General features: G+C 70.7%; 23 protein-coding genes. 13 read left to right on the top strand and 10 right to left on the bottom strand.

The features are described from left to right. Nucleotides 1-520 precede the first annotated feature (520 nt). A complete protein-coding gene (locus OG446_RS24615; RefSeq protein ID WP_328896070.1) occupies nucleotides 521-1,450 on the top strand; it encodes a YihY/virulence factor BrkB family protein in 930 nt (309 codons plus the stop codon). A gap of 258 nt (nucleotides 1,451-1,708) precedes the next feature. Then, nucleotides 1,709-2,302 (top strand): hypothetical protein, encoded by a 594-nt coding sequence (locus OG446_RS24620; RefSeq protein ID WP_328896071.1) that lies wholly within the window; start codon nucleotides 1,709-1,711, stop codon nucleotides 2,300-2,302. Nucleotides 2,303-2,404: 102 nt separating this feature from the next. Here OG446_RS24620 and OG446_RS24625 read toward each other — a convergent pair whose 3' ends face one another. Beyond that, nucleotides 2,405-3,013: a hypothetical protein gene (locus tag OG446_RS24625; RefSeq protein ID WP_328896072.1), complete on the bottom strand. Its 609-nt coding sequence runs from the start codon at nucleotides 3,011-3,013 to the stop codon at nucleotides 2,405-2,407. A gap of 421 nt (nucleotides 3,014-3,434) precedes the next feature. Here OG446_RS24625 and OG446_RS24630 point away from each other — a divergent pair, with 421 nt between their 5' ends. From OG446_RS24630 to OG446_RS24645, 4 genes are all read left to right on the top strand, one after another. Then, the gene (locus tag OG446_RS24630; protein WP_328896073.1) at nucleotides 3,435-5,852 is read left to right on the top strand and encodes a hypothetical protein; all 2,418 of its coding nucleotides are present in this window, start codon (nucleotides 3,435-3,437) and stop codon (nucleotides 5,850-5,852) included. A gap of 116 nt (nucleotides 5,853-5,968) precedes the next feature. Next, a complete protein-coding gene (locus OG446_RS24635) occupies nucleotides 5,969-6,733 on the top strand; it encodes a hypothetical protein (protein WP_328896074.1) in 765 nt (254 codons plus the stop codon). A gap of 80 nt (nucleotides 6,734-6,813) precedes the next feature. Continuing rightward, entirely contained in the window at nucleotides 6,814-8,010 is a 1,197-nt protein-coding gene (locus OG446_RS24640; protein ID WP_328896075.1) for a hypothetical protein, read from the top strand. Between the two features lie 115 nt (nucleotides 8,011-8,125). Continuing rightward, nucleotides 8,126-8,917, top strand: a complete 792-nt coding sequence (locus OG446_RS24645; RefSeq protein ID WP_328896076.1) for a hypothetical protein — start codon at nucleotides 8,126-8,128, stop codon at nucleotides 8,915-8,917. A 58-nt stretch (nucleotides 8,918-8,975) separates the two neighbouring features. Here OG446_RS24645 and OG446_RS24650 read toward each other — a convergent pair whose 3' ends face one another. The 4 genes from OG446_RS24650 to OG446_RS24665 form a co-directional block, all read right to left on the bottom strand. Then, nucleotides 8,976-9,335, bottom strand: a complete 360-nt coding sequence (locus OG446_RS24650) for a DUF6188 family protein (protein ID WP_328896077.1) — start codon at nucleotides 9,333-9,335, stop codon at nucleotides 8,976-8,978. Between the two features lie 73 nt (nucleotides 9,336-9,408). Further along, complete coding sequence (locus tag OG446_RS24655; protein ID WP_328896078.1) at nucleotides 9,409-9,915, bottom strand: hypothetical protein; 507 nt, start codon at nucleotides 9,913-9,915, stop codon at nucleotides 9,409-9,411. Then, nucleotides 9,912-11,456 carry a polymorphic toxin-type HINT domain-containing protein gene (locus tag OG446_RS24660; RefSeq protein ID WP_328896079.1) on the bottom strand — a complete coding sequence of 515 codons (1,545 nt, stop codon included), beginning with the start codon at nucleotides 11,454-11,456 and terminating at the stop codon, nucleotides 9,912-9,914. Before OG446_RS24660 ends, OG446_RS24655 begins: the two co-directional genes overlap by 4 nt. A gap of 99 nt (nucleotides 11,457-11,555) precedes the next feature. Continuing rightward, on the bottom strand, nucleotides 11,556-11,930 hold the full coding sequence (locus OG446_RS24665; RefSeq protein ID WP_328896080.1) for a DUF192 domain-containing protein: 375 nt from the start codon (nucleotides 11,928-11,930) through the stop codon (nucleotides 11,556-11,558). Nucleotides 11,931-12,033: 103 nt separating this feature from the next. On the opposite strand from OG446_RS24665, the gene OG446_RS24670 reads away from it, so the two are divergent. From OG446_RS24670 to OG446_RS24680, 3 genes are all read left to right on the top strand, one after another. Further along, on the top strand, nucleotides 12,034-12,924 hold the full coding sequence (locus OG446_RS24670) for a prepilin peptidase (protein ID WP_328896081.1): 891 nt from the start codon (nucleotides 12,034-12,036) through the stop codon (nucleotides 12,922-12,924). 80 nt (nucleotides 12,925-13,004) lie between these two features. Beyond that, nucleotides 13,005-13,808 (top strand): class I SAM-dependent methyltransferase, encoded by an 804-nt coding sequence (locus OG446_RS24675; RefSeq protein WP_328896082.1) that lies wholly within the window; start codon nucleotides 13,005-13,007, stop codon nucleotides 13,806-13,808. Nucleotides 13,809-13,877: 69 nt separating this feature from the next. Beyond that, nucleotides 13,878-14,336, top strand: a complete 459-nt coding sequence (locus tag OG446_RS24680; protein WP_328896083.1) for a hypothetical protein — start codon at nucleotides 13,878-13,880, stop codon at nucleotides 14,334-14,336. A 60-nt stretch (nucleotides 14,337-14,396) separates the two neighbouring features. On the opposite strand, the gene OG446_RS24685 is transcribed toward OG446_RS24680, so the two are convergent. From OG446_RS24685 to mgrA, 3 genes are all read right to left on the bottom strand, one after another. Next, entirely contained in the window at nucleotides 14,397-15,146 is a 750-nt protein-coding gene (locus OG446_RS24685) for a YqjF family protein (protein WP_328896084.1), read from the bottom strand. 178 nt (nucleotides 15,147-15,324) lie between these two features. After that, nucleotides 15,325-16,479 (bottom strand): winged helix DNA-binding domain-containing protein, encoded by a 1,155-nt coding sequence (locus tag OG446_RS24690; protein WP_328896085.1) that lies wholly within the window; start codon nucleotides 16,477-16,479, stop codon nucleotides 15,325-15,327. Nucleotides 16,480-16,908: 429 nt separating this feature from the next. After that, nucleotides 16,909-17,949: an L-glyceraldehyde 3-phosphate reductase gene (gene mgrA / locus OG446_RS24695; RefSeq protein ID WP_328896086.1), complete on the bottom strand. Its 1,041-nt coding sequence runs from the start codon at nucleotides 17,947-17,949 to the stop codon at nucleotides 16,909-16,911. 219 nt (nucleotides 17,950-18,168) lie between these two features. Between mgrA and OG446_RS24700 the strand changes: the two genes are divergently transcribed. The 4 genes from OG446_RS24700 to OG446_RS24715 all read left to right on the top strand — a co-directional run bounded on the left by OG446_RS24700 (nucleotide 18,169) and on the right by OG446_RS24715 (nucleotide 23,211). Next, nucleotides 18,169-18,930: an isoprenyl transferase gene (locus tag OG446_RS24700; protein WP_148020469.1), complete on the top strand. Its 762-nt coding sequence runs from the start codon at nucleotides 18,169-18,171 to the stop codon at nucleotides 18,928-18,930. Between the two features lie 320 nt (nucleotides 18,931-19,250). Then, nucleotides 19,251-20,573 carry a PhoH family protein gene (locus OG446_RS24705; RefSeq protein WP_219573661.1) on the top strand — a complete coding sequence of 441 codons (1,323 nt, stop codon included), beginning with the start codon at nucleotides 19,251-19,253 and terminating at the stop codon, nucleotides 20,571-20,573. Nucleotides 20,574-20,963: 390 nt separating this feature from the next. After that, nucleotides 20,964-21,668, top strand: coding sequence for a transglycosylase SLT domain-containing protein (locus tag OG446_RS24710; RefSeq protein ID WP_328896087.1), 705 nt, complete (start codon nucleotides 20,964-20,966; stop codon nucleotides 21,666-21,668). Nucleotides 21,669-21,804: 136 nt separating this feature from the next. Then, entirely contained in the window at nucleotides 21,805-23,211 is a 1,407-nt protein-coding gene (locus OG446_RS24715) for an AI-2E family transporter (protein WP_328896088.1), read from the top strand. Between the two features lie 83 nt (nucleotides 23,212-23,294). Here OG446_RS24715 and OG446_RS24720 read toward each other — a convergent pair whose 3' ends face one another. Next, nucleotides 23,295-23,828: an alkyl hydroperoxide reductase gene (locus OG446_RS24720; protein ID WP_018550318.1), complete on the bottom strand. Its 534-nt coding sequence runs from the start codon at nucleotides 23,826-23,828 to the stop codon at nucleotides 23,295-23,297. A 12-nt stretch (nucleotides 23,829-23,840) separates the two neighbouring features. Next, nucleotides 23,841-24,395: a peroxiredoxin gene (locus OG446_RS24725; protein WP_148020473.1), complete on the bottom strand. Its 555-nt coding sequence runs from the start codon at nucleotides 24,393-24,395 to the stop codon at nucleotides 23,841-23,843. Between the last annotated feature and the right edge of the window lie 33 nt (nucleotides 24,396-24,428).

A 24,428-nucleotide genomic window follows, 5' to 3' on the forward strand; every position in this document is an offset into this window, starting at 1 on the left:
CCGGGATCTGAGCCGGCCGGTACCTGCGCCGGCCCGTACCTGCGCCGGCCGGGATCTGCGCCGGCCGGGATCTGCGCCGGCCGGGATCTGCGCCGGCCGGGATCTGCGCCGGCCCGTATCTGCGCCAGCCGGGATCTGCGGCGGCCCGTACCTGCGCGACGGTCGGCCCGTCCGTCCGCGCGAACGTCCACGCCCGCGCGGAACGGGACCACGGGTGCGGAACGGGTCCACGCGGCCTCGACCGCCCGCTGCCGGTGGTGGTCGAGGCCGAGCCGTACGGTGAACCCACGGACGAGTCGGTGAAGGCGCGTCGCGCGGCCGGTGGATATGGGGGCCCAGTATCCGTTCCCGGGCGCCGCTCGCGTCCGCCATCCGGAGGAACCGGGTGTACCGGGCGCGAACGGGAGCAGAAGAGGAAGGGCAGCACACGGCGTCCCCACGGCCCCGACGGGCCTTCCCGCTGTCGTTCCCCGTGAGGCACCCGACGGTGCCGACCCTCCTACGTCCCCGGAGCCCATCCGTGTTCACCAAGTTCAACGGCGCCCTCACCGGCGCGCCCGACCGGGCGTCCGGCCGGACGCCCGGAACGCCACGGCACTGGCCCGTCGCGCTCCGGCGGACACCCGTCTCCCTGTGGAACGACGACCTCTCCGACTGGGCGGCGGCCCTCACGTACTACGCCATCCTCGCGCTGCTCCCCGCACTGCTGGTGACGGTGTCCGTCATCGGGCTGACTGATCCGGGGGCCACGAAAGCGCTGATCGCCGACATCACCGCCTTCGCCCCGGCGGAGTCCGGCGCCGCACTGCGTCAGCCGCTGGAGGCGGCCACCCAGCAGCGCACCGCGGTCTGGCTGCTGGTCGCGACCGGGACCGTCAGCGCGGTCTGGTCCGCGTCCAGTTATCTGGCCGTGTTCCGGCGGGCGCTGCACGCGATGCACGGGGTGCCCGACACCCGGCCCGCCCTGCGGAAGGCCCACATCATCGTGGTCTCCGCGATCGGGCTGCTGGTGCTCCTGATGACGAGCGCGTTCGCCCTCGTGCTGTCCGGGCCGCTGGCCCGCTGGCTCGGGCACCGGATGGGGCTCGCGCACCTGGGGGACGCGGTGTGGGCGGTGCTGAAGTGGCCCGTACTGCTCTGCCTCGTCGCCTGCCTGATCATGGTCCTCTTCCGGACCGGACCGGCGTCCGCGCGCGGTACGCGGCAGGCGCTGCCGGGCGGGGTGCTGGCGGCGCTGCTGTGGCTGGTGGCCTCGGCGGGATTCGCGCTGTACGCGACGTACATCGGGTCCTACAGCCGGCTGTACGGGTCGCTCGCCGGGCTCGTGGTGTTCCTGATCTGGGTGTGGTTCACCAACCTGGCGCTGCTGACCGGCGCCCAGTTCAACGTCGAGCTGGACCGGGCACGGCGCGGCGCACCCGATGAGCCCGGGCGACCGGACGGGCTCTGAGGCCGTCGTCCGGATCAGGCGGCCGGCATTGGGGTCCGCCGTGGGCCCGTGGACCCACGCACCGGGCGGTGGTGCTCATTACGCTCGTGGTGACCAGGCGTGAGCCCCTCGCGACGCCGCCCGACCGGCGGTGCGGCGGGTGCGCTCGCGTGCGCAGGGATCTCCACGCTCTACCTGACCAGCAGGGCGGCCACCTCTCATCCGGCATGCGCCGGTGAATCCGGGGTGCCCGGATTCTCTTCATGAGGTGACGTGTCGATGAGTGACGGATTCTTCTACTCGTACCACCTGGGCTGGAGTCGACCCGACGCCGAGTCGCTGCTCGGCGACCTGGAAGCGGCGGGCGTACGGCCCGATCACCCGGTCACCCGGCGCATCACGCTGCTCGGGTCGGGGGCCCGGGCGCCCGTCACCCAGTCCTGGGTGACGAGGGATCAACTCGTCCTCCTGGCCGGCCTGCAACGCCTCGACCAGGTCGACTTCCTGCTCTGGCTGCCCGGTGGCTCCGAGGTGCCCGCCCGGGTCCGGCGGACGGACGACGGCACGGTGGTGTTGCAGTTCGCTCTCGGGGGCCTGATACGGGACGAGCGGGAAACGGTCGTCCGCGCGGTGCGGGAGGCGATCGGGAGGGCGTCGCTGCTGTGCGTCGGCTTCGTGGTCGACCGGGAGGGCGCGTCGGCGGCCACCGACTGGAGGGGCTTCATCGTGAAGGGCACGGTGTACTTCGACCACTGGCCGGACACGCTTGCGGTGCGGCCGGAAGTGGCGTCCGTACAGCCACAGTTGAGCGGGGTGAACTCCTTCGAGCAGTCGCCCTGGGTGGTGTACGGAAGTGACGTGCCCCACCGGTAGGCGCGGCAGCGGGCATGCGGCGGCGGCGTGGCGGGCATGCGGCGAGGGCCGGGGCTGCTGCTGCTGCCGGCCCCGGCCCCGGCCCTCGCCCCCGCCGCCGTTCTAGCCGACGACCCCCGCCGTGGCGAGCGCCGCGACCATGCCGGTGGCCACGAGGATTCCCCCGACGTAGCCCGTGGCGGTCGCTCCGCCGTCACGCCAGTAGTACGGGGCGGCCTGCGGCGCCCCCGTCTCGCTGTCGTCCATCAGCCGGTCCACGGCCAGGGCCACCGCCGCTCCGGTCGCCAGGGTGACGACGGGCAGCAGGACCGCCTCCATGTCGGAGAGCTGCCACAGCACCGCGTACCCGTAGCCGAGCGCGGCCAGCGGCACGGCGAGGACGGCCGACAGGTACCGGGGGCGTGAGGTGCGGTGCTCCGCGGGCAGGACCCGGGCGGCGGCCAGCACGGTCAGCACGGTGGTGAGCACGGCGGGCACGTGCTGGAGCGCCAGCCGCCACGTGAACACGTCCAGCCGTTCGTCGGTGGCCAGCAGGTCGACGAGCCCCCGGGAGATCGCGTATCCGGCGATGACGTGGACGACGGCTCCGACGGCCCAGCACCGGGCGAGCGCCAACAGCGGCCCGCCACCCGCTCTTTCCGTACGGCCGGGTCCGTACCCCGGGGGCCGGCGCCCCGCGCTTCCGTTCTCCCAGCCGCTGCCACCGTTCACGGTTCTCCCTCTCAGACGTCCACTCACCCGGCCCGGTCCTGGCATGTTCCGAACAACGGGCGCATTCCGAGCGTACGACTGCGCGACCAGGCTGACCTGGGCCTATAGCCCCAAAGTTGGGCCCAAGGGTGATGGTGAGGGCGAGGGGCTTGAGTCCCCGCCGCGCAGGGGTGGTGTCAACAGGGCCCCTCGGGCTTGCTGTTGGGCCCGTGGGCCCAAGCTGCGACCGAGGGATTCGCATTAGTGTACGAGTATGAATGGTGCGGGTGGGGGCTGGGCGGAGTCCGTCGAGCGTGCGGTGCAAAGGGGATCGAGGCCGGTTACCGCCGGTGGCGTCAGTGGCGTCGGCGGTGGTGGAGCCTTCGGGCAGTGGGAGACCGGGCGCGCCCCGGCGCCGCGGTCCTTGCTGTGGATACAGGGGATGCAGTGGATCCAGTTCGGACTGTCCCTGCTCTATGTGCTGACCGTGCTGTCGATGGTGTCCTACGTCAACGGTGAGCTCCTCGGCGTGCTGGTGTACGACTCGCTGCCGAGTGTGGTCGCTGTGGTGCTGGCGCGTCGCGCGGCGCGGGGCGGTGTGTGGGTGGCCCGTGGGCTGACGGCAGTTCAGTGCTGGCTGCTGTGGCTCTCGTTCGTCTCCCTCCTGCACATGGACTACCGCGGACTCACCCAGACGGCCATTCCGGTTGCGACGCTGGTGCTGCTGCGCAGTACGGAGGCACGTGACTGGCTCGCGTTGCCGACCGGGCAGCGTGAGCAGTCGAGGGCCTTCCGTGTCGAGCGGATGATTCTCTGGCGACGGGACCGCGGGCAGACGGCGATGGAGTACCTGGGTCTGGTGCTGGTGGTCGCGGCGGTCATCGGAGGGCTCGTGGCGACGGGGATCGGCCAGGACCTGACGCAGAAGATCGGCGCGCAGGTCTGCCGCATCGGCGGGGGCGGCGACTGCGGCGGCGGAGGCGGTACGGATGCGGATGCGAACGCCCCCTCGGAGACCGGTGATACGGGCGGAGGCACCGGGGGAGGCGCCGGCGGCACCAGGGGAGGCACCGGCGGTACAGGGGGAAGCGCCGGCGGTACAGGTGGTGAATCCGGTGACGCGAGCGATGTGGTGGTCGTCAGCGGGAACGACACCACCCGCCCGGTCGCGCCGGGTCCGCTGGAGCGCGAGGTCGACAACGACGACTTCAAGGACGACCCCGACGAGCCGTTGATTCCCGAGGAGCGGCACGACCGCAATTGGTGGGATCACACGCGGGGCTTCTTCGTCGCTCCGTTCACCGGGCTGGTCAACGACACGTTCGCGGTGATCACCAACCCGAAGAAGGTGGTGACGGACAGCTGGAACGGTCTGAAGGGTTACACCACCGACTGGTGGAAGGAGAAGGGCGGCAGCGTCTCCGAGAAGTGGAAGAAGGGGGACAAGCTCGGTGCCGCCTGGGAGGGTACGAAGAAGGGGCTGAGCTTCACCAAGGACCTCGCCATCGACATGTTCGTGGACAAGGAGAACTGGAAGAAGGGCAACTACGGCGCAGCCGGCGGGAACACGATCCTCGGGCTGGTGGGAATCCTCTCTCCGAAAACCTTCAAGAAGTTCACCAAGCTCGGCAAGATCAAGAAGCCGCACTTCCCGGACACTCCGGCGGGGCGTGCCGCCGAGGCGGCGGAGAACGCGCGGAAGGCTGCCGAGAAGGGCGACCTCGACGCGGCGGCCAAGCATGCCGACGAGGCGCAGAAGGCCGCTGACGAGGCCGCGGAGAAGGCCCGGAAGGGTCAGAAGAAGGCCTGCAAGAACATTGCGATGCCCCGGGCCCGGGTGCCCTTCGCGACCTTCAGCCATGTCGGCACCGGCACCGGCACGGCAGCCCCTGCTGTGTACCACGGCAGCCGTTCCCCGGTCCTGGCCCTCCGCGTGGGTTCACCTACCTGCGGCCCGGATGACGACGACGTCAAGGCGTCCAGGGAGGCGCAGCAGAAGGCGTTGGATGCCCGTGCCGATGTCGTACGCAAGATCATCCAGGATCACAAGAACAAGCAGATCACGGAGAGGAGTGAGCGCTTCCAGCTGGACGAGAAGGGTCTCGACCGACTGCTGAAGCTGGCCAAGGACGACCCGGACCTGTCACGCGGCGAGATCGGCAAGAAGGAACTCGCCGACTCCCTGGAGGACTTGGGTACGGCCTTGCGTACGAAGAACATCGACAGCCAGAGCAGGGGCGCTCTCGGGGGCCCGGTCGTCCGCGCCACGAACCGGCATGCTCTCGCGGAGGCCATGGCCGAGGTGCGCGCCGCTCAGCGCATCGCCGAACACGAGGCGGCTCCCGGCACGAAGGTCTATGCGGGGATCGGCGATCGCAAGGGGGCCCGCGCCTCGGTCGACCTCGGCGACGGGACCACTGCGGACATGAGCGGAGTGCCGGAGGCGGATGCCGTCTACAAGGGGCTGGACGGCAAGGTGCACACCGTGGAAGTGAAGAACACCGGCAACGCCGCGCGCAAGGCCAGCGTCCATGAGCAGATCAAGCGGCTCGGTGACTGGCAGAAGGCCGGCGACGGGCGGCAGGCCCGCTATGAGATCGCGACCGACAAGGGATGGGAGAAGATCTTCGACGGCTTCGAGAAGGACAAGAGTGGTACGGCACCGAGCGGTACCCCGGCCGGTCGGATGGCCGAGCAGGGTGTCGGCGCCCGGATCGGTGGCCAGGACGTTTCGCCGGCCCAGCTCCAGAAGATGAATGATGCCTGGAGTCGTCTCAGTGAATCGGAAAGGCGGCAGGCCGTGAGCGGAGGGCGTATGAGCGATCCCCGGGCGGCCATGGGCTTCCTGGGCGTGCAGTGAGGCGGCGGACGGACACGCGGGCCGGATGATGGCGTGCGCGAGCGGAACGGTGTGTGCTCTGCACGGGTACGCACCCGTGCAGAGAATCGGAACGAGCGGACGGAGAGGACCTGACCGTGCCGGAGGACGAGGCTGAGTTGCGGCGGACGGTGCGCAGCGCATCGCTCGGCGATGACGAGCGGGACCGGGTGCGGGAGCGGCTCTGGAACCTGCGCCGCGACCGGGGAGGGGCTGGGGCGGCGCCGGAGGGTGGCGAGGTGCTGCTGCCCGAGGTGTTCCTGAGCGTGCCGACCCCTTGGCTCTGGGAAGGGTGGACGCTTCCCTCCTCCGACCGGTACGTCGACGAGGACGCGGAGAGCATCGCCCAGGTGCGTACGGTCCTGGAGGCGTGCCTGCCGGCCGGACCCGTCCCACGCGAGGTGCGGGCGGTCTGGGACGCGCCCGACTGGGACGCCGATACGGGCATCCGGCGCATCGGGGTCCCCGACGTGCTGCGGCGCCTGATGCCGGAGACCCGGCTGGTCACCCGTGAGCGCATGGCGGCAGCGCGCGCGGAGGCCGAGGTGCTGGCGATCCCCGGCGTGCCGGGTGAGGTGGAGCCCTTCATCGCCTTCTGGCTTCCGTATGTGCGCGAGCAGTTCGCCGATGCCGCCTTCCGGTGGATCGCGCAGGTCGACGAGGAGGACCGGCTCGTGCCGTGGGCGATGGACCTGGCGCTGTGCTGCGTCGACCGCCACTGCGCGGCGGAGCAGGCGGTGTGGATGCTCCGCTGGACCGTGGCCGTACCGGAAAGCCGTGCGGCGTTGCAGCGGATCGCCACCGATCCCGCAGTCGACGCGGACGTGCGGGGCCTCGCGGAGGACGGGTTGCCCGGATCCTGACCGGCTGTGCCACATGGGCTGATGTGGGGTAGGAGGGGCCGTGCCCGGCCGGGGACCGGACGGCGGAGATAATCGGCCCCATGCCCCCCGGCCCTTCCCCCCAGGTCACCCCCGCCCGCCCGCGCCCGGAGCGCCCGCCGGTCCGTGGACGCGCCGCTGCCGCCCTCGTGGAGGCCGCACCCGCGCTCGGCGCGTACGCCGCCGTACGGATCGTCGGACTCGTCGTCTTCTGGGCCGCCGCATCGGCCGCGGGGAAGGACGCGCTGCACCTGCTCTCCGAGCGCTGGGACTCCGTCTGGTACCAGCGGGTCGCGGAGAACGGCTACGGGTACACGGTCACGCTCCCGGACGGCGGCATCCACTCCGACCTGGCCTTCTTCCCACTGCTGCCCGCACTGGAGCGCGGCATCGCGGAGGCGACCCCGCTCGGCCTCGCGGGCGCCGGACTGCTGGTCGCCTGGATGGCCGGGCTGCTCGCCGCCTGGGGGATCTTCGCCGTCGGGGCACGGCTGTACGGGCGCCGGGCCGGGGTGGTCCTGGCGACGCTGTGGGGGGTGTACCCGACGGCGTTCGTCCAGTCGATGGCGTACACGGAGACCCTGTTCACCGCGCTCGCCGCCTGGTCGCTGTACGCCGCGCTGACCCGGCGATGGATCGTGGCCGGCGGACTGTGCGCGCTCGCCGGGCTGACCCGCCCCTCCGCCGCCGCGCTCATCGCCGCCCTCGCGATCACCGCCGCCGTCACCCTCGTACGGGAGTGGCGGGCCGGTGCCGCCGACGGGATCCTGCGCCGCAACGGCCGGATGCTCCTCGGCGTGGTCGTCGCGCCGCTGGGCTGGCTCGCGTACGTGGTGTTCGTCGCGGTGCGCGAAGGCAGCCCGTTCGCCTACTTCGACGTCCAGGCGCAGTGGGGCAACAGCATCGACGGCGGCGCGGCCCTCGCCGCCTTCATCCTCGGCCTGCCGCTGCCCGGCATGCTCGGGCTGTGCGCGGCGCTGGTGGCGCTCGGCTGGCTGGTGTCCCTGTGCGTGCGGCAGCGCCAGCCGCTTCCCGTGCTCGTCTACGGCATCGCCGTCGTCGTCATCTCGCTGATCGGCTCCGGGTACTTCGGGTCCCGGCCCCGGCTGATGATGCCCGCCTTCCCGCTTCTGCTGCCGCCCGCCGTCGCGCTGGCGCGGCTGCGTTCCACCGCCCGCACGGTGACGGTTCTCGCGGTGCTCGCCGCGGCCTCGGCCGCGTACGGGGCCTGGACGCTGCTCGGCTCCGGCCCGCCCTGACCGAGCGGGTTGGGCCCGTGGGCCCAAGCGTCCGGACCCCTCCGGTTGTTAGCGTGCGGAGTCCGTGCGGGAACTACGTCGGCGGTAGTGGTTCGCCGGTGAGGAGCGGTCAGTGATGAAGGCACGTACGGCAGCCATGGCGGCCACGACAGCAGTGCTCTGCCTGGCGGCCGTCGCCTGCGGGCCGGAGGGCGAGAAGTCCGAGCAGGACGGCGGGAAGGCCGTGGGCGCGAGCGCGAAGCCGAGCGGAACGGCCTCCTCGAACGCGAGCGACCCTGCCGCGAGCGACTCCGCCGCCCCGGCTCCCACCGCGACCCCCACCAGCAGCGGTGAGGTCCTCGACAAGGCCGGGCTGGCCAAGGTCGCACTGACCACCGGTGAGGTGGCCCGCTACGAGGTCACGCCGATGCAGGGTGGCGAGGAGAGCGGCACGGAGCGGTCCGAGAACAAGGACTGCGAACCGCTCGTCGCCGTGATCAACGGCGCGCCCCAGCCGACCCCGGCCGCCACCGTCTTCCGGACGGTCATGGACAAGTCGGAAGAGGGCAAGGACGACCAGACCGTCGTCACCGAGATCCTCACCTCACACCCCAAGGACGCGGCGCAGCAGCTGATGCGCGGAGTCCGGGACGCCGTACAGGCATGCGCGGGCGGATTCCGTACGTCGAGCGAGGACGGCCCCTCCACGTACACCGAGGTCAAGCAGCTTCCGCTGCCTCCGCAGGGCCAGGAGAGCATCGCCTACCAGGTGACGGGGAGCATCGAGGGGGACAAGGTGCCGCTGGTCTTCCAGCTGGTGCGTACCGGCTCGACCGTCGTCACCTTCTACGTGGCCGAGTTCATCACGGGGAAGACCCCGCAGCTCCCTGCCGAGCTGGTCGCCGCGCAGGCCGCGAAGCTGCCCTGACGCACGGAGCGACGAGGCCCTGACGCCGGCGGTCCGCCGGCGCCAGGGCATCTTTCGGTTACGCGGGACCGGGGCCGGGCTCACCGGGTTCCGTCAACCGGCCGGCCCCGTGCTGCGACACCCAGGTGAACTCGCCCGGCCGGCACAGCTCCACCCGTACACCGGGATCGGCGCCCCGGACGTTCAGATGGTGGCCGGTGCTGAACACCACGCGAAGCGAACCACTCCTGAAGGCGACGGCGGACAGCACCGTCGCCCCCACCAGCGTGTCCGTCTCACCGGCCGGCAGGTCGACGGGCGCGGGAGCGGTGGCCGGGCCGTGCGTGATGCGCACCGGCCCGACGACCACGAGCCGGGTCCCGCCGCCCAGGGTGAGATCGAGCCGTGAGCCGTCCGGTGCGCCGGTGACGGCGAGCACCGGCGCGGACCTCAGATCCCGCAGGACCCAGCGGCCCCGCCGGGCCCGGCCGGCGGGTACGGGGGATTCCGCCTCAGCGTGAACGTGACGCCTGAAGCGGGCTGCACGCGGACGACCAGGAGGGCAAGGCCCCTTGGACACGTTTCAGGTCCCCATCCGAGTAGTCGGGTGGCACGTCACCGATTCCCTCCACCTCGAGTACGTAGAAGTCCGCCAGATCACCCGCCACCTCCAGCTGCGCGTCCGGATAGAAGGCGAACCTCGCACGAAAGGAATCGTTGAGCCGGTCAGGCGCACTGGACACCACCGTCAGCGCCGTGAGCGGTCCCCGCGCCGTGGGCGAGTTCCACCCGAACGAGTGCAGGCCGCGCACTACAAGCAGCGCAGCGTTCCCTGCTTCGAACTGCAAGGAAGTGCGCAGCTCGAAGAGAAGGGCCGCCGTGGAGGTCAGCTGGCACACCCGGGAGTCGAGCAACTGCGACTCCTGCAGGGCGTCCGCCTCCCACAGGGGGTCCGATTCGGCCGGGTCGAGCCCTGTCGAACGAAACCGTGCCGTGACGAGATCATTGATCGAGATCATGGAATCGGGATGTGGTTGTAGGGATCAGCCTTGCTCACCGTCTGTCCAGTCAGGGGATTGACCGATTGCCCTGCTTTGTTCATGTAGACCACATAGCCGTTGGGGTACTGGTATTTACCGGTGGTGACGGGGTCCATCACTCGGACTTGCGTCACCCGGGGATCGAGACCCTTGGTGCCGGCAGGGATGTCGTAGGACCAGCCCTTACCCGTTGCCACCGGCGTGCCGGTCGCTCCCTTGGGCAGGGGCAGTGATTCTCCACCGGGCCCGGTCACCGATCCGACAGGACAGTCGGTGTTGTGAACGAGGACCGGAGTCCGCTCGGCCAGCACATAGTACGTGTGGATGCCGTTGACGGTGAGGTCATGGGTGGTCCGGCGCTGGGTGTGGCGGGACACCCCGGCGACGGTGAGCACGGATCCGTCGGAGGACCGGAGCCTCATTCCGGGAGTGATGTCGCCCGCGTCGGCCCAGCGCCGCTCGCCGGTGATCCAGAACGGGTGGGTGTCGGTCGCGGTGATCACCGCGGGGCCGCCGCCGGTGCGGAAGACCAGCCGGGTGAAGTGCTTGTCGTCGTAGGTGGTGATGGCGCGCTCGACGCGGCGGGCCTCGGTCCTGCCGGTCACCGGATCGGTGGCGGTCACCAGGTCACCGGGGCGGACCGCCTCGATGGACCGGCTGCTGCCGTCGGCGAGGAGAACCGGAGTCCCGGGCAGGAAGCTGTGGCTCACCGGGCAGGTGGGCGGCTTCTTCTCGTCGGGTTTGGGGTCGTCCTTCTTGGGCTTCTTGGTGTCGTCGAGTTTCTTGGCGGCGTCGTCGAGGGCTTTCTGGGCGTCCTTGACCTTGCCGCGGCTCTTGATGAGTCCCTTGAGCCCGTCGTAGAGGTCGCCGCCGTGCTTCTTCAAGCTCTGGATGAGCTTGTAGGCCTTCTTCCACTTCCAGGGCGCCCCGTACTTCGCGGCGAGTTTCCCGACCGCTCCGCCGACGAGACTCAACAGCACGTTGATCAACGTCTCCGTGCAGGCGCCCATGTCGCCCTTGGTGATGCAGTCCAGTGCGTCGGTGATCCCGAGCTCGTCGGCCAGGATCTTCGCGAGTTCCTTCGCCGCGTCGATCGCCTTGTCGCTGTTGGACTTCTCGTCCTTCTGCGCGTCCTGGAGATCCTTCAGCGCCTTGTCGTACGCGATCTGCTCCGGCGACTTCGGCGACCCGTCAGGATTCTTGTCCGAGGCCGGATCCCCCTGCCCCGGAGCGTTCTGGTCCCCGCCCTGCGCCTGGCTCCCGCTGTCACCACCACAGTTGCCGCCGCCACCGATCCGGCAGACCTGCACACCGATCTTCGCCGTCAGATCAGCACCGATCCCCGTACCCACCAGGGCACCGATGACCGCCACGACCACCAGCGTCAGACCCAGGTACTCCAACGCACCCTGACCCCGGTCCCCCCGCCGCCGCACCACCGGCAACCGCACACCCGTACGCGGCACCGAAGCCCGCGACCATCGGCGCACTCGACGACGCAACTCCCCCATGGATGACATGGTTTTGACCCTAGGGGCGCGAGAGGCCCACCGTCGTGGGCCCCGGGACCCCATCCGTCCGGACCCGGCCGGACTGCGCCACGGCCGCAGGGCCGTCGCTCAGCCGGCCTGCTGGGAGATCCGCACCTGCATGCCGGGCCGCAGCCCCCACTTCGCCATCGCGCCGGCCTCCGACTCGATCACATGCCGGGCCCGCAGCCGGGGCAGGCCGAGCCGCCCGGGCTTCATCGTGTGCACCGCCACCACGTTGAACTTCCGGTCCAGATAGGCCACATCGATCGTGAACCGCATCCGGAAGGAGTGCACGCTCCCGCACGGAGTGATCATCAACGCCCCGTCGATCCCGTCCTGACCGAGCAGCCCACGGCTCCGGTGACGGTACGAGGCCGCGATCCGCAGCGGCACCTCCGTCTCGCCCTCCCCGTCCCGGTCCGTGATCGTCAGCGTTCCTGTTCCATTGCGCCATCGAGCCATGGCCATGACGGTAGCGCCACGTGACGGGCTCTGGGTCCCCAACGGTGTGCAGTGGGCCCCAGGGCCCATGACCGGTGCCCGCGAGCCGCCTAGGGTCGATGATGTGTACGCCATCCTGATAGGGGTCGCCGCCCTCTGGGGAGCCGCGACCGGACTGCTGGTGCCGCGCGCCGCCTACCGGTTCTCCGTCGAGCCGGACGACGCGTGGCGTGACGCCTGCCCCGCCGGCCACCCCCTGACCGGGCCCGCCCGCGGCTGGTTCGGCTCCACGCGCTGCACGACCTGCGCCGAGGTGGGCGCCGCCGTCGCCGTGCGGACGGCCGCCGGGCCGGGGCACGGAGGGCCCGAGCCGGTGGAAGGCGACGAGCCGGAGCCGGCGGGTGACGCGGGCGACGCCCAGGGGCCGGACGCCACACCTGCGCCACCCACCGCACCGCGCCGGAGCGGCCCGCGCTACGCCCCGCACATCGTCGCGCCCGTCGTCACCGCCCTCGCCTGCGCCGTCCTCGCGGCGGCCACCGGCGCACGGCCCGAGCTCGCCGTCTGGCTGCTGCTCACCCCCGTGGGCGTACTCCTCGCGACCATCGACCGCCGGGTCCACCGGCTGCCCGACCAGCTGACCCTGCCGGCCGCGGTGGCAGCCGCCGTACTCCTCGGCCTGGCCGCTCTGCTGCCCGAGCACGGCGGTGCGTGGCTGTCCGCGCTGCTCGGCGGAGCCGTCCTCGGCGCCTTCTACTTCCTGCTCTTCCTCATCAACCCGAACGGGATGGGCTTCGGCGACGTCAAACTCGCCCTGTCCCTCGGCGTGGCCCTCGGCTGGTACGGCTGGGCCGTCGTCTTCGCGGGCGGGTTCGCCGGGTTCCTGTTCGGTGCGGTGTACGGGCTGGGGCTGGTGGTGATGCGGCGTGCCGGGCGCAAGACGGGCATCCCCTTCGGCCCGTTCATGATCGCCGGTGCGCTGCTGGGCATCCTGTTCGGCGCACTGGCCGCCTGAGGCCTCCGGTCGTCCGGTCCTCGCCGGGCCTGCGGGAAATGCGGTCGCGGCCGGTGCTGTCCGGCTGCCACCATTCCCGGATGACCGCACACCCTGATGACGCGCAGGCAGCCGCGACAGCGGAACACGACCGGTTCGAGGCCCTGGTCGCCGAGGCCGACGCCGTCTCCGTGGCCGGCTGGGACTTCTCCTGGCTCGATGGACGGGCCACCGAGGAGCGCCCGTCCTGGGGGTATGCCCGTGCCATGGCGGAGCGCCTCGGCAGGGCGCGTGCGGCGCTGGACATCCAGACCGGGGGCGGCGAGGTGCTCGCCTCCGCGCCGGAACTGCCGCCGCTGACCGTGGCCACCGAGGGGTGGCCGCCGAACATCGCCCGTGCCACCGCCCTGCTGCATCCCCGGGGAGCGGTGGTGGTCGCGGACGAGGACAAGCCTCCGCTGCCGTTCGGCGACGCGGCCTTCGACCTGGTGGTCAGCCGCCATCCGGTGACCACGTGGTGGGAGGAGATCGCCCGGGTCCTGGCCCCCGGAGGCACGTACTTCTCGCAGCAGGTCGGCCCGGCCAGCGTCTTCGAACTCGTCGAGTACTTCCTCGGCCCGCAGCCGCCGGAGGTACGCGCCGGACGCGACCCCGAACAGGCACGTGCAGCGGCCGAGGCGGCCGGTCTCGACGTCGTCGACCTGCGGATGGAGCGACTGCGTACCGAGTTCCTCGACATCGGCGCCGTCGTCTACTTCCTGCGCAAGGTGATCTGGATGGTGCCCGGTTTCACCGTCGACGCGTACCGGACACAACTCGCCGCGCTGCACCACCGGATCGAGACCGAGGGGCCGTTCGTCGCCCACACCACCCGCTTCCTGATCGAGGCCCGCAAACCCGGGTGAGCCCGAACACCCTTCCCGCGCCCGAAGGATGGCACCCTGGGGGCTGAACGCACCGGGAAGGAGCAGGCCATGAGGGTCGGCAACGAGGAGCAGGCGGCGCGCGGCCCGCGGCAGGGGAACGCCGAATGGCTCGCAGGCGCCCGGATCGTCGGCGTCCTCGGCATCTTCTACCGGCCCGAGGGGCGTATGGGGGAGCCGGAGGCCGTCGCCTTCCTGCTGGACGACGGCCAGTCCGTGCTCCTGACCTGCGCGTCCGACGGCAGCCTGCACGTGGGCGCCGGAACCTGGCCGCACCTTCCCGACTGGTGCGTACCGGCCGCCCAGTGGGAGTACGCGGCGATGGCACGGCTGCCGCAACCGCCCGACGGCGGCTGGACGGTGCTGCGCACCGAGGAGCGCAGGGACGAGCGCGGCGAGGTGGACGAGGCCGTCATCCGCTGCGAGGGCGGCCGCTTCGTGGTGACGGGCGGCGACACCGTGGGCATCCGCTTCACCCGGGGCCACCGGGGCGCGGCCGCGACGACGTGACTGCGGGCCGCGGCGGAGCCCTCGGGCCTGTCGTCGAACTGGCGTCCGCCGTGCGACGCTCTAGCCCGGTGCGCGGCCGAGGCGTACCGGACGCCCCAGTCGGACCGGTACGCCGGGGGAGTACAGCACGCTGACCGGGGCGCCGCGCGGGGCGGTCAGGCCCGCGGCCTCGATCAGGTTCTCCTCGCAGCGGAGGAGCTCGGCGCGGTGCAGCGGCCAGCGCGGGTGGTCGTTGGGCAGGTAGGCGGTACCGCCGAGGAACGGGTTGTGCAGGCCCCAGCGGGCTGTCAGGAAGTACTCCAACTCCGTGGGGGCCTCGATGCGTTCGCCGGTGCGTACGGTGATGCGGCTGTGGGCTCCGCGAGGGCCGGGCAGACGGCGCGAGCTGGTGTAGGTGAGGGTGTCGCCGGCCGTCTCGACGCTCATCCGGGACCACACGTACGGCAGCCGGAAACCGATGCGGCCCATGGCCACCGGAAGCAGCCGCGACGCGTCCATCGAGCGGAAGACGACCCCGCGTCGCCCCTGGGCGTCGACCGAGTACAGCCGGACGTTGGTTTCGGGAAACGAACCGAGATAGGGCACGCCCGGCAGCCCGAGCCATCCGACCCGGTGCATCCGGAAGGCCACCAGCCCGACGTAGGTGACCCCGTCGACCGTGTCGGGAACGGTTCCTTCGGGCAGCAGCCCGGCCACCTCCGCCGGATCGGCCGCCCAGTGGATGAAGCAGAGATCGAGCCACTGCTGCGTGAGGAGGGGGCGGCGCAGGGCAACCGGAGCGTCGGGGGTGAGGGGCGCGGGCGTCGTCACGGGCCAAGAGTGACACGGGCGTCCGGCGTCGCGTCCGGCGCGCCGTGCGGGCTCCGGGCACCGTGCGGAGGGTCCGGCCGGACCCGGCCGTATCCGCACGGGACCCGCCGCGTCCGTACGGGCCCGCCCGCGTCAGCCGCCGACCGTCCGTACGGGCCCGCCCGCGTCAGCCGCCGACCTACGCGTGGCCGCCGACCGTCACCCTTCCCACCGTCAGTTCCGGCTTCCCCTCCATCACCTCGCCCACCCGCACCACCTGCTGCTCCAGTTCCCTGAGCTGTCCGGCCGTCAGCGGGGACAGCGGCTCCACCGTCACCGCGATCCGCCGGCCCGAGCGGCGCTGGTGCCACACCCCCGCCACGGTGCCGTCCACCAGCAGCACGGGGAAGTTCCCCGCCTGGCCGCCCGCCAGCGCCCGGGTGTACGCCGCGCCGGGGAAGAGCCGCTCGCGGGGCTGGGAGGCGATGACGAACGCGTCGAAGTAGGGGAGCAGCCGCACGCCGCGTACCGGCCGCGAAGGGAACGCGGTGTCACCCGCCACCACCCAGGCGGAGCTGCCGTCCTCGTGCGCCACCTCCTCGATCTCCCCGTCCGCCGCGAGTCCGGCGAACAGGTCCGAGGCCCAACGGCCGGGTGCGGCGAGCCATTTGGCGAAGTTCTGCGGGGTGGCGGGGCCGTACGCGTGCAGATAGCGGCCGACGAGCGCGGCGAGCGCCGGTGGTCCGTCGAGCGGGGTGACGTCCGGGCGGGTGTAGGTGACCTTGCGGCCGCGGTCCGGGCCGAAGCAGAGGACCCCGCGATGCGACGCCAGATGGGTGACCTGCCGCCAGCGCGGCCACAGGGTCTGGAAGGCGGGCATTACCGGCTCACCGGCCCAGGCCCCGGCGCGGGCGACGACCGCCTCCGTGAGTTCGTCGACGGTCAGTTCCGCCCCGGTCAGCGCGTCGGCGATCGCGGACAGCACCTCCTCGGTCTGCTCCGGCGTCATCCGCACCCCTTCCGGCTGGGTGGTGCGGCCCGCCGGGAGGGCGGACAACGCTCCGGTCCACAGCGGGAGTTCGGCGGCCGACACCAGATGGACCGTGCCGCGCGGCCCGAACGTCTTGATCAGCGTCCGGTCCGTCCACAGGGCCTTGCGCACGTCGGCGCGGGTCAGTTCCCGGCTCCGCAGGCCCACGGAGAGCTCGGCGGCGGACAGGACCTGTGCGTGCGCGGCGGGCATCGACTCGACCACGGCGGACGGCGGGCCGGCGAGCGGTTCCGTCAGGCCCTGGCGGTCCAGCCGGCGGGCGTTCGCTCCGGTCCACGTCACGGTTGCGCTCGGCGTCGTCATGAACCGAAAACTATCGGGCCATCAGGTCAGGTCCTGTCCCAATGGCCCAGCCGTTTATGACCCTGCGTGAGACCGAAGGCCGGCCGTGGAGGACGCGGGGCTCCGGCCGGCGCGACCGGAATGTGCACATCCTGTGTACGTCCTGCGGGCGTGTTCGATGTCAACACGGCGCCTGCGGGCGTCCGTGCAGCTCACAGGCCTGTGGAGCGCCGCAATCCGCGTCCGCAGCGGAGTCCCGCACATTCGGAGAGTAATTATTTCGCGGCGTGGCACGCAGCAGCACTTACGAAGGGTTATGGTGGAAACCCCCCCTCGGGCCGGTCCGTACCCCCCCCCACGGACCGGCCCGTTTTTTCTGCCCCGGTACGGCCGGGCCCGTCCCGCAGACGCGGTCGTGCAGGGCCCCGGCCGCCCGTTCGGGCCGTTCCGTCAGCCCCGTCCGGCCCAGATGTTGGTGCCCGCGGTGTCCACGGCGAAGGTGTCGATCTCCTTCAACTCCTCGGCGGACAGCGGCGGACCGGCCAGCGCCGCGACGTTCTCCTCCAGCTGTGCCACGCTCGACGCGCCGATCAGGGCCGACGTCATACGGCTGTCGCGCAGCACCCACCGGATGGCCAGCTGGGCGAGCGACTGGTCCCGGCGGCGCGCGATGTCGTTCAGCCCGTTCAGCCGGCGGACCACCTCGTCCGAGAGCAGGTCCGGGTCGAGGGACTTGCCCTGCGTGGCACGCGAGCCCTGCGGGATCCCCTTCAGGTACTTGCCGGTCAGCAGACCCTGGGCGAGCGGCACGAAGGAGATGCAGCCCATACCGGCCGCCTCCAGGGTGTCGAGCAGTCCGTCGTCCTCGGTCCAGCGGTTGATCATCGAGTAGGACGGCTGGTGGATCAGGGCCGGCACACCCATCTCCCGGAGCAGCCGGGCCGCCTCGGCGGTCTGCTCGGAGTTGTACGAGGACACCCCCACGTACAGCGCCTTGCCCTGCTGCACGGCGGAGGCCAGCGCCCCCATCGTCTCCTCCAGCGGAGTGTCCGGGTCGAAGCGGTGCGAGTAGAAGATGTCGACGTAGTCCAGCCCCATCCGCTTCAGCGAGGCGTCGAGCGACGACAGCAGGTACTTGCGCGAGCCCCACTCCCCGTACGGGCCGGGGTGCATGTCGTACCCCGCCTTGGTGGAGATGATCAGCTCGTCGCGGTAGGGGGCGAAGTCCTGCCCGAAGATCTTCCCGAAGTTGAGCTCGGCGGAGCCGGGCGGCGGGCCGTAGTTGTTGGCCAGGTCGAAGTGGGTCACGCCGAGGTCGAAGGCGCGGCGCAGGATGGCGCGCTGCGAGCCGAGCGTGCGGTCGTCGCCGAAGTTGTGCCAGAGGCCGAGCGAGACGGCCGGGAGCTTGAGGCCGCTGCGGCCGGTGCGCCGGAACTCCATGGAGTCGTAGCGCGTGGCGTCGGCCCGGTAGGGGGAAGAGGAATCAGTCACGTTCTCTCCTATCACGGACGTGCGACAGGCCGGCTATCACGGACTTGTGACAGGCCGGGTTGGGCCCGCGAGCCGCCTGCGCAGTAATGTGGCCGCTTCGGGACTGCCACGGCACGGCGGGGCGATCGCCCCCTTCCGGTGCGGCGATCCCCAGGTGGACGACCCCGGACCCCGGGCCGAGGGGCGGGCGTGCCCGCACGGAACCGAGAGGTGGACTCAGTGAACTTGCGCGACCTGGTGTACGGGCTCTACGCACGCCGGGTGGAGGCCCGCCTCGATCACGCCCAGGTGCCCAAGCACATCGGTGTCATCCTCGACGGGAACCGGCGCTGGGCGAAGGCGTCCGGCGGCACCGCGGCGCAGGGGCACCAGGCCGGTGCGGACAAGATCAAGGAGCTCCTCGGCTGGTGCAGTGAGACGGACGTCGAGGTCGTCACGCTCTGGATGCTCTCCACGGACAACTTCGACCGGCCCGAGTCCGAGCTCATCCCGCTCCTCGGCATCATCGAGAACACCGTGCGGGACCTGGTGGCGGACGGGCGCTGGCGCGTCCACCACGTCGGCACGCTCGACCTGCTGCCCGCGCACACCCAGACGGTCCTCAAGGAGGCCGAACAGGCCACCGTGGGCGTCGACGGGATACTGGTCAACGTCGCCGTCGGCTACGGCGGGCGCCAGGAGATCGCCGACGCCGTGCGCTCCCTGCTGCTGGACCACTCCGAGAAGGGCACCTCCTTCGAGGACCTGGCGGAGATCGTCTCCACCGACCTCATCTCCGAGCACCTCTACACCCGGGGACAGCCGGACCCCGACCTGGTGATCCGCACCAGCGGCGAGCAGCGTCTCTCGGGCTTCATGCTCTGGCAGAGCGCGCACTCCGAGTACTACTTCTGCGAGGTCTTCTGGCCGGCGTTCCGCCGCGTCGACTTCCTCCGGGCCCTGCGCGACTACGCGGCCCGTCACCGCCGCTACGGCGGCTGAGAGGCCCCGGCCCGTCCGCGGGCCTGTGAAGCTTCCCCCGGAAGTGGCCAGGTCGGCATGGCTTGGCGTGTTCGAGGGCATACCCCTGACAGGTCGACGTCCGGTCACCAACCAGGCGGACGTCGTGTCCAAGTGAGCGGCATGGAGTCCGTTCGCCCGGGAGGCCCTTTGCACACGAAGGACCGTACATACAGTGCGGCCGACGCGGAGGGCCGGCGCTCGGCCCGCGCAAGGTGGCCGGAGCCCGGCCCGTCCTCTCCCATTGGGATGCTCCGCGACGCCGTCGCACCCCAACCTCGTCCGAGGGGGTACGTCCTTCCGTGGTGACCAGCACAAAGCGCCGCATGCCCGACAGGCGCACCTATGTTCTCGACACCAGCGTCCTGCTGGCCGATCCGAACGCCATGGCCCGATTCGACGAGCACGAAGTCGTGCTCCCGATCGTCGTGGTCACGGAACTGGAGGCCAAACGGCACCACCCCGAACTCGGGTACTTCGCCCGGCAGGCCCTGCGCCTGCTGGACGACTTCCGGGTCCGGTACGGCCGGCTGGATGCCCCGATCCCCCTCGGGGATCTGGGCGGGACGCTGCGCGTCGAACTCAACCACTCCGATCCCGGCGTCCTTCCCGCCGGCTACCGGTTGGGGGACAACGACTCACGGATTCTCGCGGTCGCACGCAATCTCCAGGCCGAGGGGTACGACGTCACGGTCGTCTCCAAGGACCTGCCCCTGCGCATCAAGGCCTCGTCGGTCGGCCTCCTCGCCGAGGAGTACCGGGCGGAACTCGCCATCACCGACTCCGGCTGGACCGGGATGTCCGAACTGTCCCTCCCCGCCGAACAGGTGGACCTGCTCTTCGCCGAGGAGACGCTGTACGTCCCCGAGGCCGCCGAGCTGCCCGTGCACACCGGCCTGGTCCTCCAGTCCGAACGGGGCAAGGCGCTCGGCCGGGTGACACCCGAGGGCAACGTCCGGCTCGTCCGGGGCGACCGGGAGGCCTTCGGCATCCACGGCCGCAGCGCCGAGCAGCGCATCGCCCTGGAGCTGCTCCTGGACCAGGACGTCGGCATCGTGTCGCTGGGCGGCAGGGCCGGCACCGGAAAGTCGGCGCTGGCGCTCTGCGCGGGCCTCGAAGCGGTGCTGGAGCGCGGCCAGCACAAGAAGGTGATGGTCTTCCGTCCGCTGTACGCGGTCGGCGGGCAGGAGCTCGGCTATCTCCCCGGCAGCGAGGCCGAGAAGATGAGCCCCTGGGCCCAGGCCGTCTTCGACACCCTGTCGGCCGTCTCCGGCCGCGAGGTGATCGAGGAGGTGCTGGGACGCGGCATGCTGGAGATCCTGCCGCTCACCCACATCAGGGGCCGCTCCCTCCACGACGCCTTCGTGATCGTCGACGAGGCCCAGTCGCTCGAACGGAACGTCCTGCTGACCGTGTTGTCCAGAATCGGGGCAAATTCCCGGGTGGTGCTCACGCATGACGTGGCCCAGCGGGACAACCTCCGGGTCGGCCGGTACGACGGCGTGGTCGCCGTGGTCGAGAAGCTGAAGGGGCATCCGCTCTTCGCGCATGTGACGCTCACGCGTTCGGAGCGTTCCCGTATCGCCGCACTGGTGACCGAAATGCTGGAGGAAGGCCAGATCTGATACGGCTTGGGACAGTTGATGCCGCCCGGCGAGCGAAGGAGCTTAGCCGGGCGGCATCGTGTTGCGGCACCATTTCCGTGATTCACGTGCTCCAAACGGGGTGTGAGCTTTCACACGCAACAGAGAATTGCTTCCCGGCGTCCCGTTCCGGCAGAGTCTTGCTTCCGTCAGGCCCCGCATACGGCACACCGGCACCTCCAGAGGTGCCACGCACCACACAACTCAACAACCGCCGTCCGTATGCCGCCCGCGAGCACCACGCGGCGCTCCCTCCGGGGAGTGCCCACCGGGCCCGTGCCTCCCGTGACCCAAGCAGTAGGGAGGCCAGTGTCCAGGGGCACGATTGCGCCCGCGAGGTCACCTAAGCGGGCGATGCTGGAAGGACACCGTGTGAGCCGGATCTCGGTCCGGGGGTTCGCCGTGGCATCAGCCACAGCGGTAACCACCGTTGGCGCCGTCGTGGGCGTTGCAGCAGGCAGCACTCCCGCTGTTGATGACAACAACTTCGAGGCGACCGCAGCCGACACCACGCTGCTCGCAGACATCCCCGCGGGCCAGCAGGCCCAGGTGCAGACCGCATCGCTGACGCAGCAGGCCGACGCCCAGGCGTCCGCGGCCGACGCGACGGCGAAGAAGTCCGCCGAGGAATCAGCCCGTGTGCAGGCCGCCAAGGACGCCAAGTCCAAGAAGGCGGCGGCCGAGGACAGGCTGGAGCAGGAGCGCAAGGAGAAGGCGGAGGCCGCCGAGCGCGCCAGCCGCTCCGAGGTCCGCAGCGCCTCGGCGTTCGCGACGCAGGGCTCGTACAGCGTGGCCGACGTCCAGGCGATGGCTCGTCAGATGATCCCCGGCGACCAGTTCCAGTGCTTCAGCAACATCGTGAACCACGAGTCGAGCTGGAACTACCGGGCGAGCAACCCGTCCTCCGGCGCCTACGGCCTCGTCCAGGCGCTGCCCGGGTCGAAGATGGCGTCCGCCGGTGCCGACTGGCAGACCAACCCGGCCACCCAGATCAAGTGGGGCCTGAGCTACATGGACGGCCGTTACGGCAGCCCGTGCGGTGCCTGGTCCTTCTGGCAGGCCAACCACTGGTACTAGAACCTTCTGAGGTTCAGGTCTCAACCTCACGAAGCCCCTCGCCGTCCTACGGTGGGGGGCTTCGCACGTGTACGGTCGGGCGGAACCGTTTCCCGGGGGAGCGGTGGGGAGAACGGACGGGGGTAGAGGAACCGTTATGTCGAAACTGCCGGGGTGGCTCGGACAACTGGGTGGCGAACTGACCAGGCTGGGTGAGCGCCTGGACGAACGGCGGGCCGCATCGGCGGCCGAGGACGACGTGGTGGCGCACGACGAGACGCCGGTGCCGGCGAGGACCGCCGCACGCCCCTCCGAGGCCGCCACCGACCACGTACCTCCGCCGCCCGCGTACGCTCCCTCCGTCTCCGCACGCCCTGACCCGGTCGCCGCCATCCCCTGGGGGATGCGGGTCGCGGCCGAGGCCGGCTGGCGGCTGCTGGTGCTCGCCGGGACCCTCTGGGTGCTCATGCGGGTCATCAGCGCGGTACAGCTGGTGGTGCTGGCGTTCGTCGCCGCGCTGCTCGTCACCGCGATGCTCCAGCCGACCGTCGCCCGGCTGAAGCGGTACGGGCTGCCGCGGGGACTGGCCACCGCGGTCACGGCGGTCCTGGGCTTCGTCATCATGGGCCTGGTCGGCTGGTTCGTGGTCTGGCAGGTCATGGACAACATCGACACCCTCTCCGACAAGGTGACCACCGGGATCGACGATCTGAAGAACTGGCTGCTGGACAGCCCGTTCCATGTGACCGACAAACAGATCAACGACATAGCGAAGAACCTCAGCGACACCGTCGGCACCAACACGGAGGCCATCACCTCGGCCGGACTGCAGGGCGTCACCGTGATGGTGGAGCTGCTCACCGGAATGCTGCTGGCGATGTTCTCCACGCTCTTCCTGCTGTACGACGGCAAGCGCATCTGGCACTGGGTGCTCAGGCTCGTCCCCGCGCAGGCCCGACCGGGCGTCGCGGGCGCCGGCCCCCGCGCCTGGCGGACGCTGACCGCCTATGTGCGGGGCACGGTGATAGTCGCCCTGATCGACGCCATCTTCATCGGCCTCGGCATCTTCTTCCTCGATGTGCCGATGGCCGTGCCGCTGGCCGTCTTCATCTTCCTCTTCGCCTTCATCCCACTCGTCGGAGCGGTGGTGTCCGGGGCGCTGGCGGTGGTCGTCGCACTCGTCACCCAGGGTGTGTTCACGGCGCTGCTGGTGCTGGCCGTGGTGCTGGCGGTGCAGCAGATCGAGGGGCACATCCTGCAGCCGTTCATCCTGGGCCGCGCGGTGCGGGTGCATCCGCTGGCCGTGGTGCTCTCGGTCGCCGCGGGCGGCATGATCGCCGGCATCGGGGGAGCCGTCGTCGCGGTGCCGCTGGTCGCGGTGACCAACACGGTGGTCGGCTATCTGCGGACGTACGGGCAGGAGGAGTCCCGCCGTCACTCGCCACCGCCGCACGGTTCGACCTCGCTGGACGCGGCACCGAAGCCGGCGCCCGGCTCGCCGCCGGAGGAGTTCGACGACGGCAGCGACCAGGAGCCGGCCGCGGACGAGCCGCAGAAGGCGTGAACGCCTGAACGGACACAGAAGAAGGGCCCCTCGGACGGTCGGTCGTCCGGGGGGCCCTTCTCGTATCAGGGGTACTGCGGGTGCTACTCGGCGAGGACTGCCTCGGCTTCGAGGGTCACACCGACCGCCTGGATCACCGAGGCGATCTTGACGGCTTCCTGAATGGTCTCACGGTCCACGCCGGCCTTGCGCAGCACCTGCTCGTGGGAGTCCAGGCACTGACCGCAGCCGTTGATCGCCGAGACGGCGAGCGACCACAGCTCGAAGTCGACCTTCTCCACGCCCGGCTTGCCGATCACGTTCATCCGCAGCCCGGCCCGGAGGTTGCCGTACTCGGGGTCCGACAGCAGGTGCCGGGTCCGGTAGAACACGTTGTTCATCGCCATGATGGCGGCGGCCGACTTCGCGGCGGTGTACGCCTCCGCGGAGAGGTTGGCCTTCGCCTCCGGCTCCAGCTCGCGCAGCACCTTTGGCGAGCGCGAGGCGATCGCGCAGGCGAGGACGGTGCCCCACAACTGCTGCTGCGGGAGCTCGCTGTTGCCGATGACCGAGCCGAGGTTCAGCTTCAGGTCCTTGGCGAAGTCCGGAACGGCGGCCTTCAGTTCGTCGAGTGCCATGTCGCTGTCAGCTCACTCGCCCGAGAGGAGCGCGACCGGGTCCAGGGTGTTCTCGCCCTTGGTCCAGTTGCAGGGGCACAGCTCGTCGGTCTGCAGGGCGTCGAGGACCCGCAGGACCTCCTTGGGGTTACGGCCCACGGAACCGGCGGTCACCATCGTGAACTGGATCTCGTTGTTCTGGTCGACAATGAAGACGGCGCGCTGGGCGAAGCCGTCCTCGCCCTCGATGCCGAGGTCACGCATGAGCTCGTGCTTCGAGTCGGCCAGCATCGGGAAGGGCAGGTCGGTCAGGTCCGGGTGGTCCTTGCGCCAGGCGTGGTGCACGAACTCGGAGTCACCGGAGAAGCCGAGGATCTGGGCGTCACGGTCGGCGAACTCCTCGTTCAGCTTGCCGAACGCGGCGATCTCGGTGGGGCAGACGAAAGTGAAGTCCTTGGGCCACGCAAAGATGACCTTCCACTGACCCTCGTAGGTCTTGTGGTTGATCTGCTCGAACTCCTTGCCGCTCTCCAGCGAAACACAAGCGGTCAGGTCGAACTCGGGGAACTTGTCACCGACAGTGAGCACGCGCTCTCCTTGCAGCGTAGGAATTCCCTTTTT

The organism is Streptomyces sp. NBC_00236 (genome assembly GCF_036195045.1).
In the GTDB taxonomy this organism is placed as follows: domain Bacteria; phylum Actinomycetota; class Actinomycetes; order Streptomycetales; family Streptomycetaceae; genus Streptomyces.

Excerpts from the sequence above, each read along its gene's own strand:
- OG446_RS24715 (WP_328896088.1), top strand. The coding sequence starts at position 21,805 with ATGTCGAAACTGCCGGGGTGGCTCGGACAACTGGGTGGCGAACTGACC.
- OG446_RS24660 (WP_328896079.1), bottom strand. The coding sequence starts at position 11,456 with ATGTCATCCATGGGGGAGTTGCGTCGTCGAGTGCGCCGATGGTCGCGG.
- OG446_RS24680 (WP_328896083.1), top strand. The coding sequence starts at position 13,878 with ATGAGGGTCGGCAACGAGGAGCAGGCGGCGCGCGGCCCGCGGCAGGGG.
- OG446_RS24620 (WP_328896071.1), top strand. The coding sequence starts at position 1,709 with ATGAGTGACGGATTCTTCTACTCGTACCACCTGGGCTGGAGTCGACCC.
- OG446_RS24665 (WP_328896080.1), bottom strand. The coding sequence starts at position 11,930 with ATGGCTCGATGGCGCAATGGAACAGGAACGCTGACGATCACGGACCGG.
- OG446_RS24655 (WP_328896078.1), bottom strand. The coding sequence starts at position 9,915 with ATGATCTCGATCAATGATCTCGTCACGGCACGGTTTCGTTCGACAGGG.
- OG446_RS24675 (WP_328896082.1), top strand. The coding sequence starts at position 13,005 with ATGACCGCACACCCTGATGACGCGCAGGCAGCCGCGACAGCGGAACAC.
- OG446_RS24720 (WP_018550318.1), bottom strand. The coding sequence starts at position 23,828 with ATGGCACTCGACGAACTGAAGGCCGCCGTTCCGGACTTCGCCAAGGAC.
- OG446_RS24645 (WP_328896076.1), top strand. The coding sequence starts at position 8,126 with ATGAAGGCACGTACGGCAGCCATGGCGGCCACGACAGCAGTGCTCTGC.
- OG446_RS24690 (WP_328896085.1), bottom strand. The coding sequence starts at position 16,479 with ATGACGACGCCGAGCGCAACCGTGACGTGGACCGGAGCGAACGCCCGC.
- OG446_RS24640 (WP_328896075.1), top strand. The coding sequence starts at position 6,814 with ATGCCCCCCGGCCCTTCCCCCCAGGTCACCCCCGCCCGCCCGCGCCCG.
- OG446_RS24630 (WP_328896073.1), top strand. The coding sequence starts at position 3,435 with ATGCAGTGGATCCAGTTCGGACTGTCCCTGCTCTATGTGCTGACCGTG.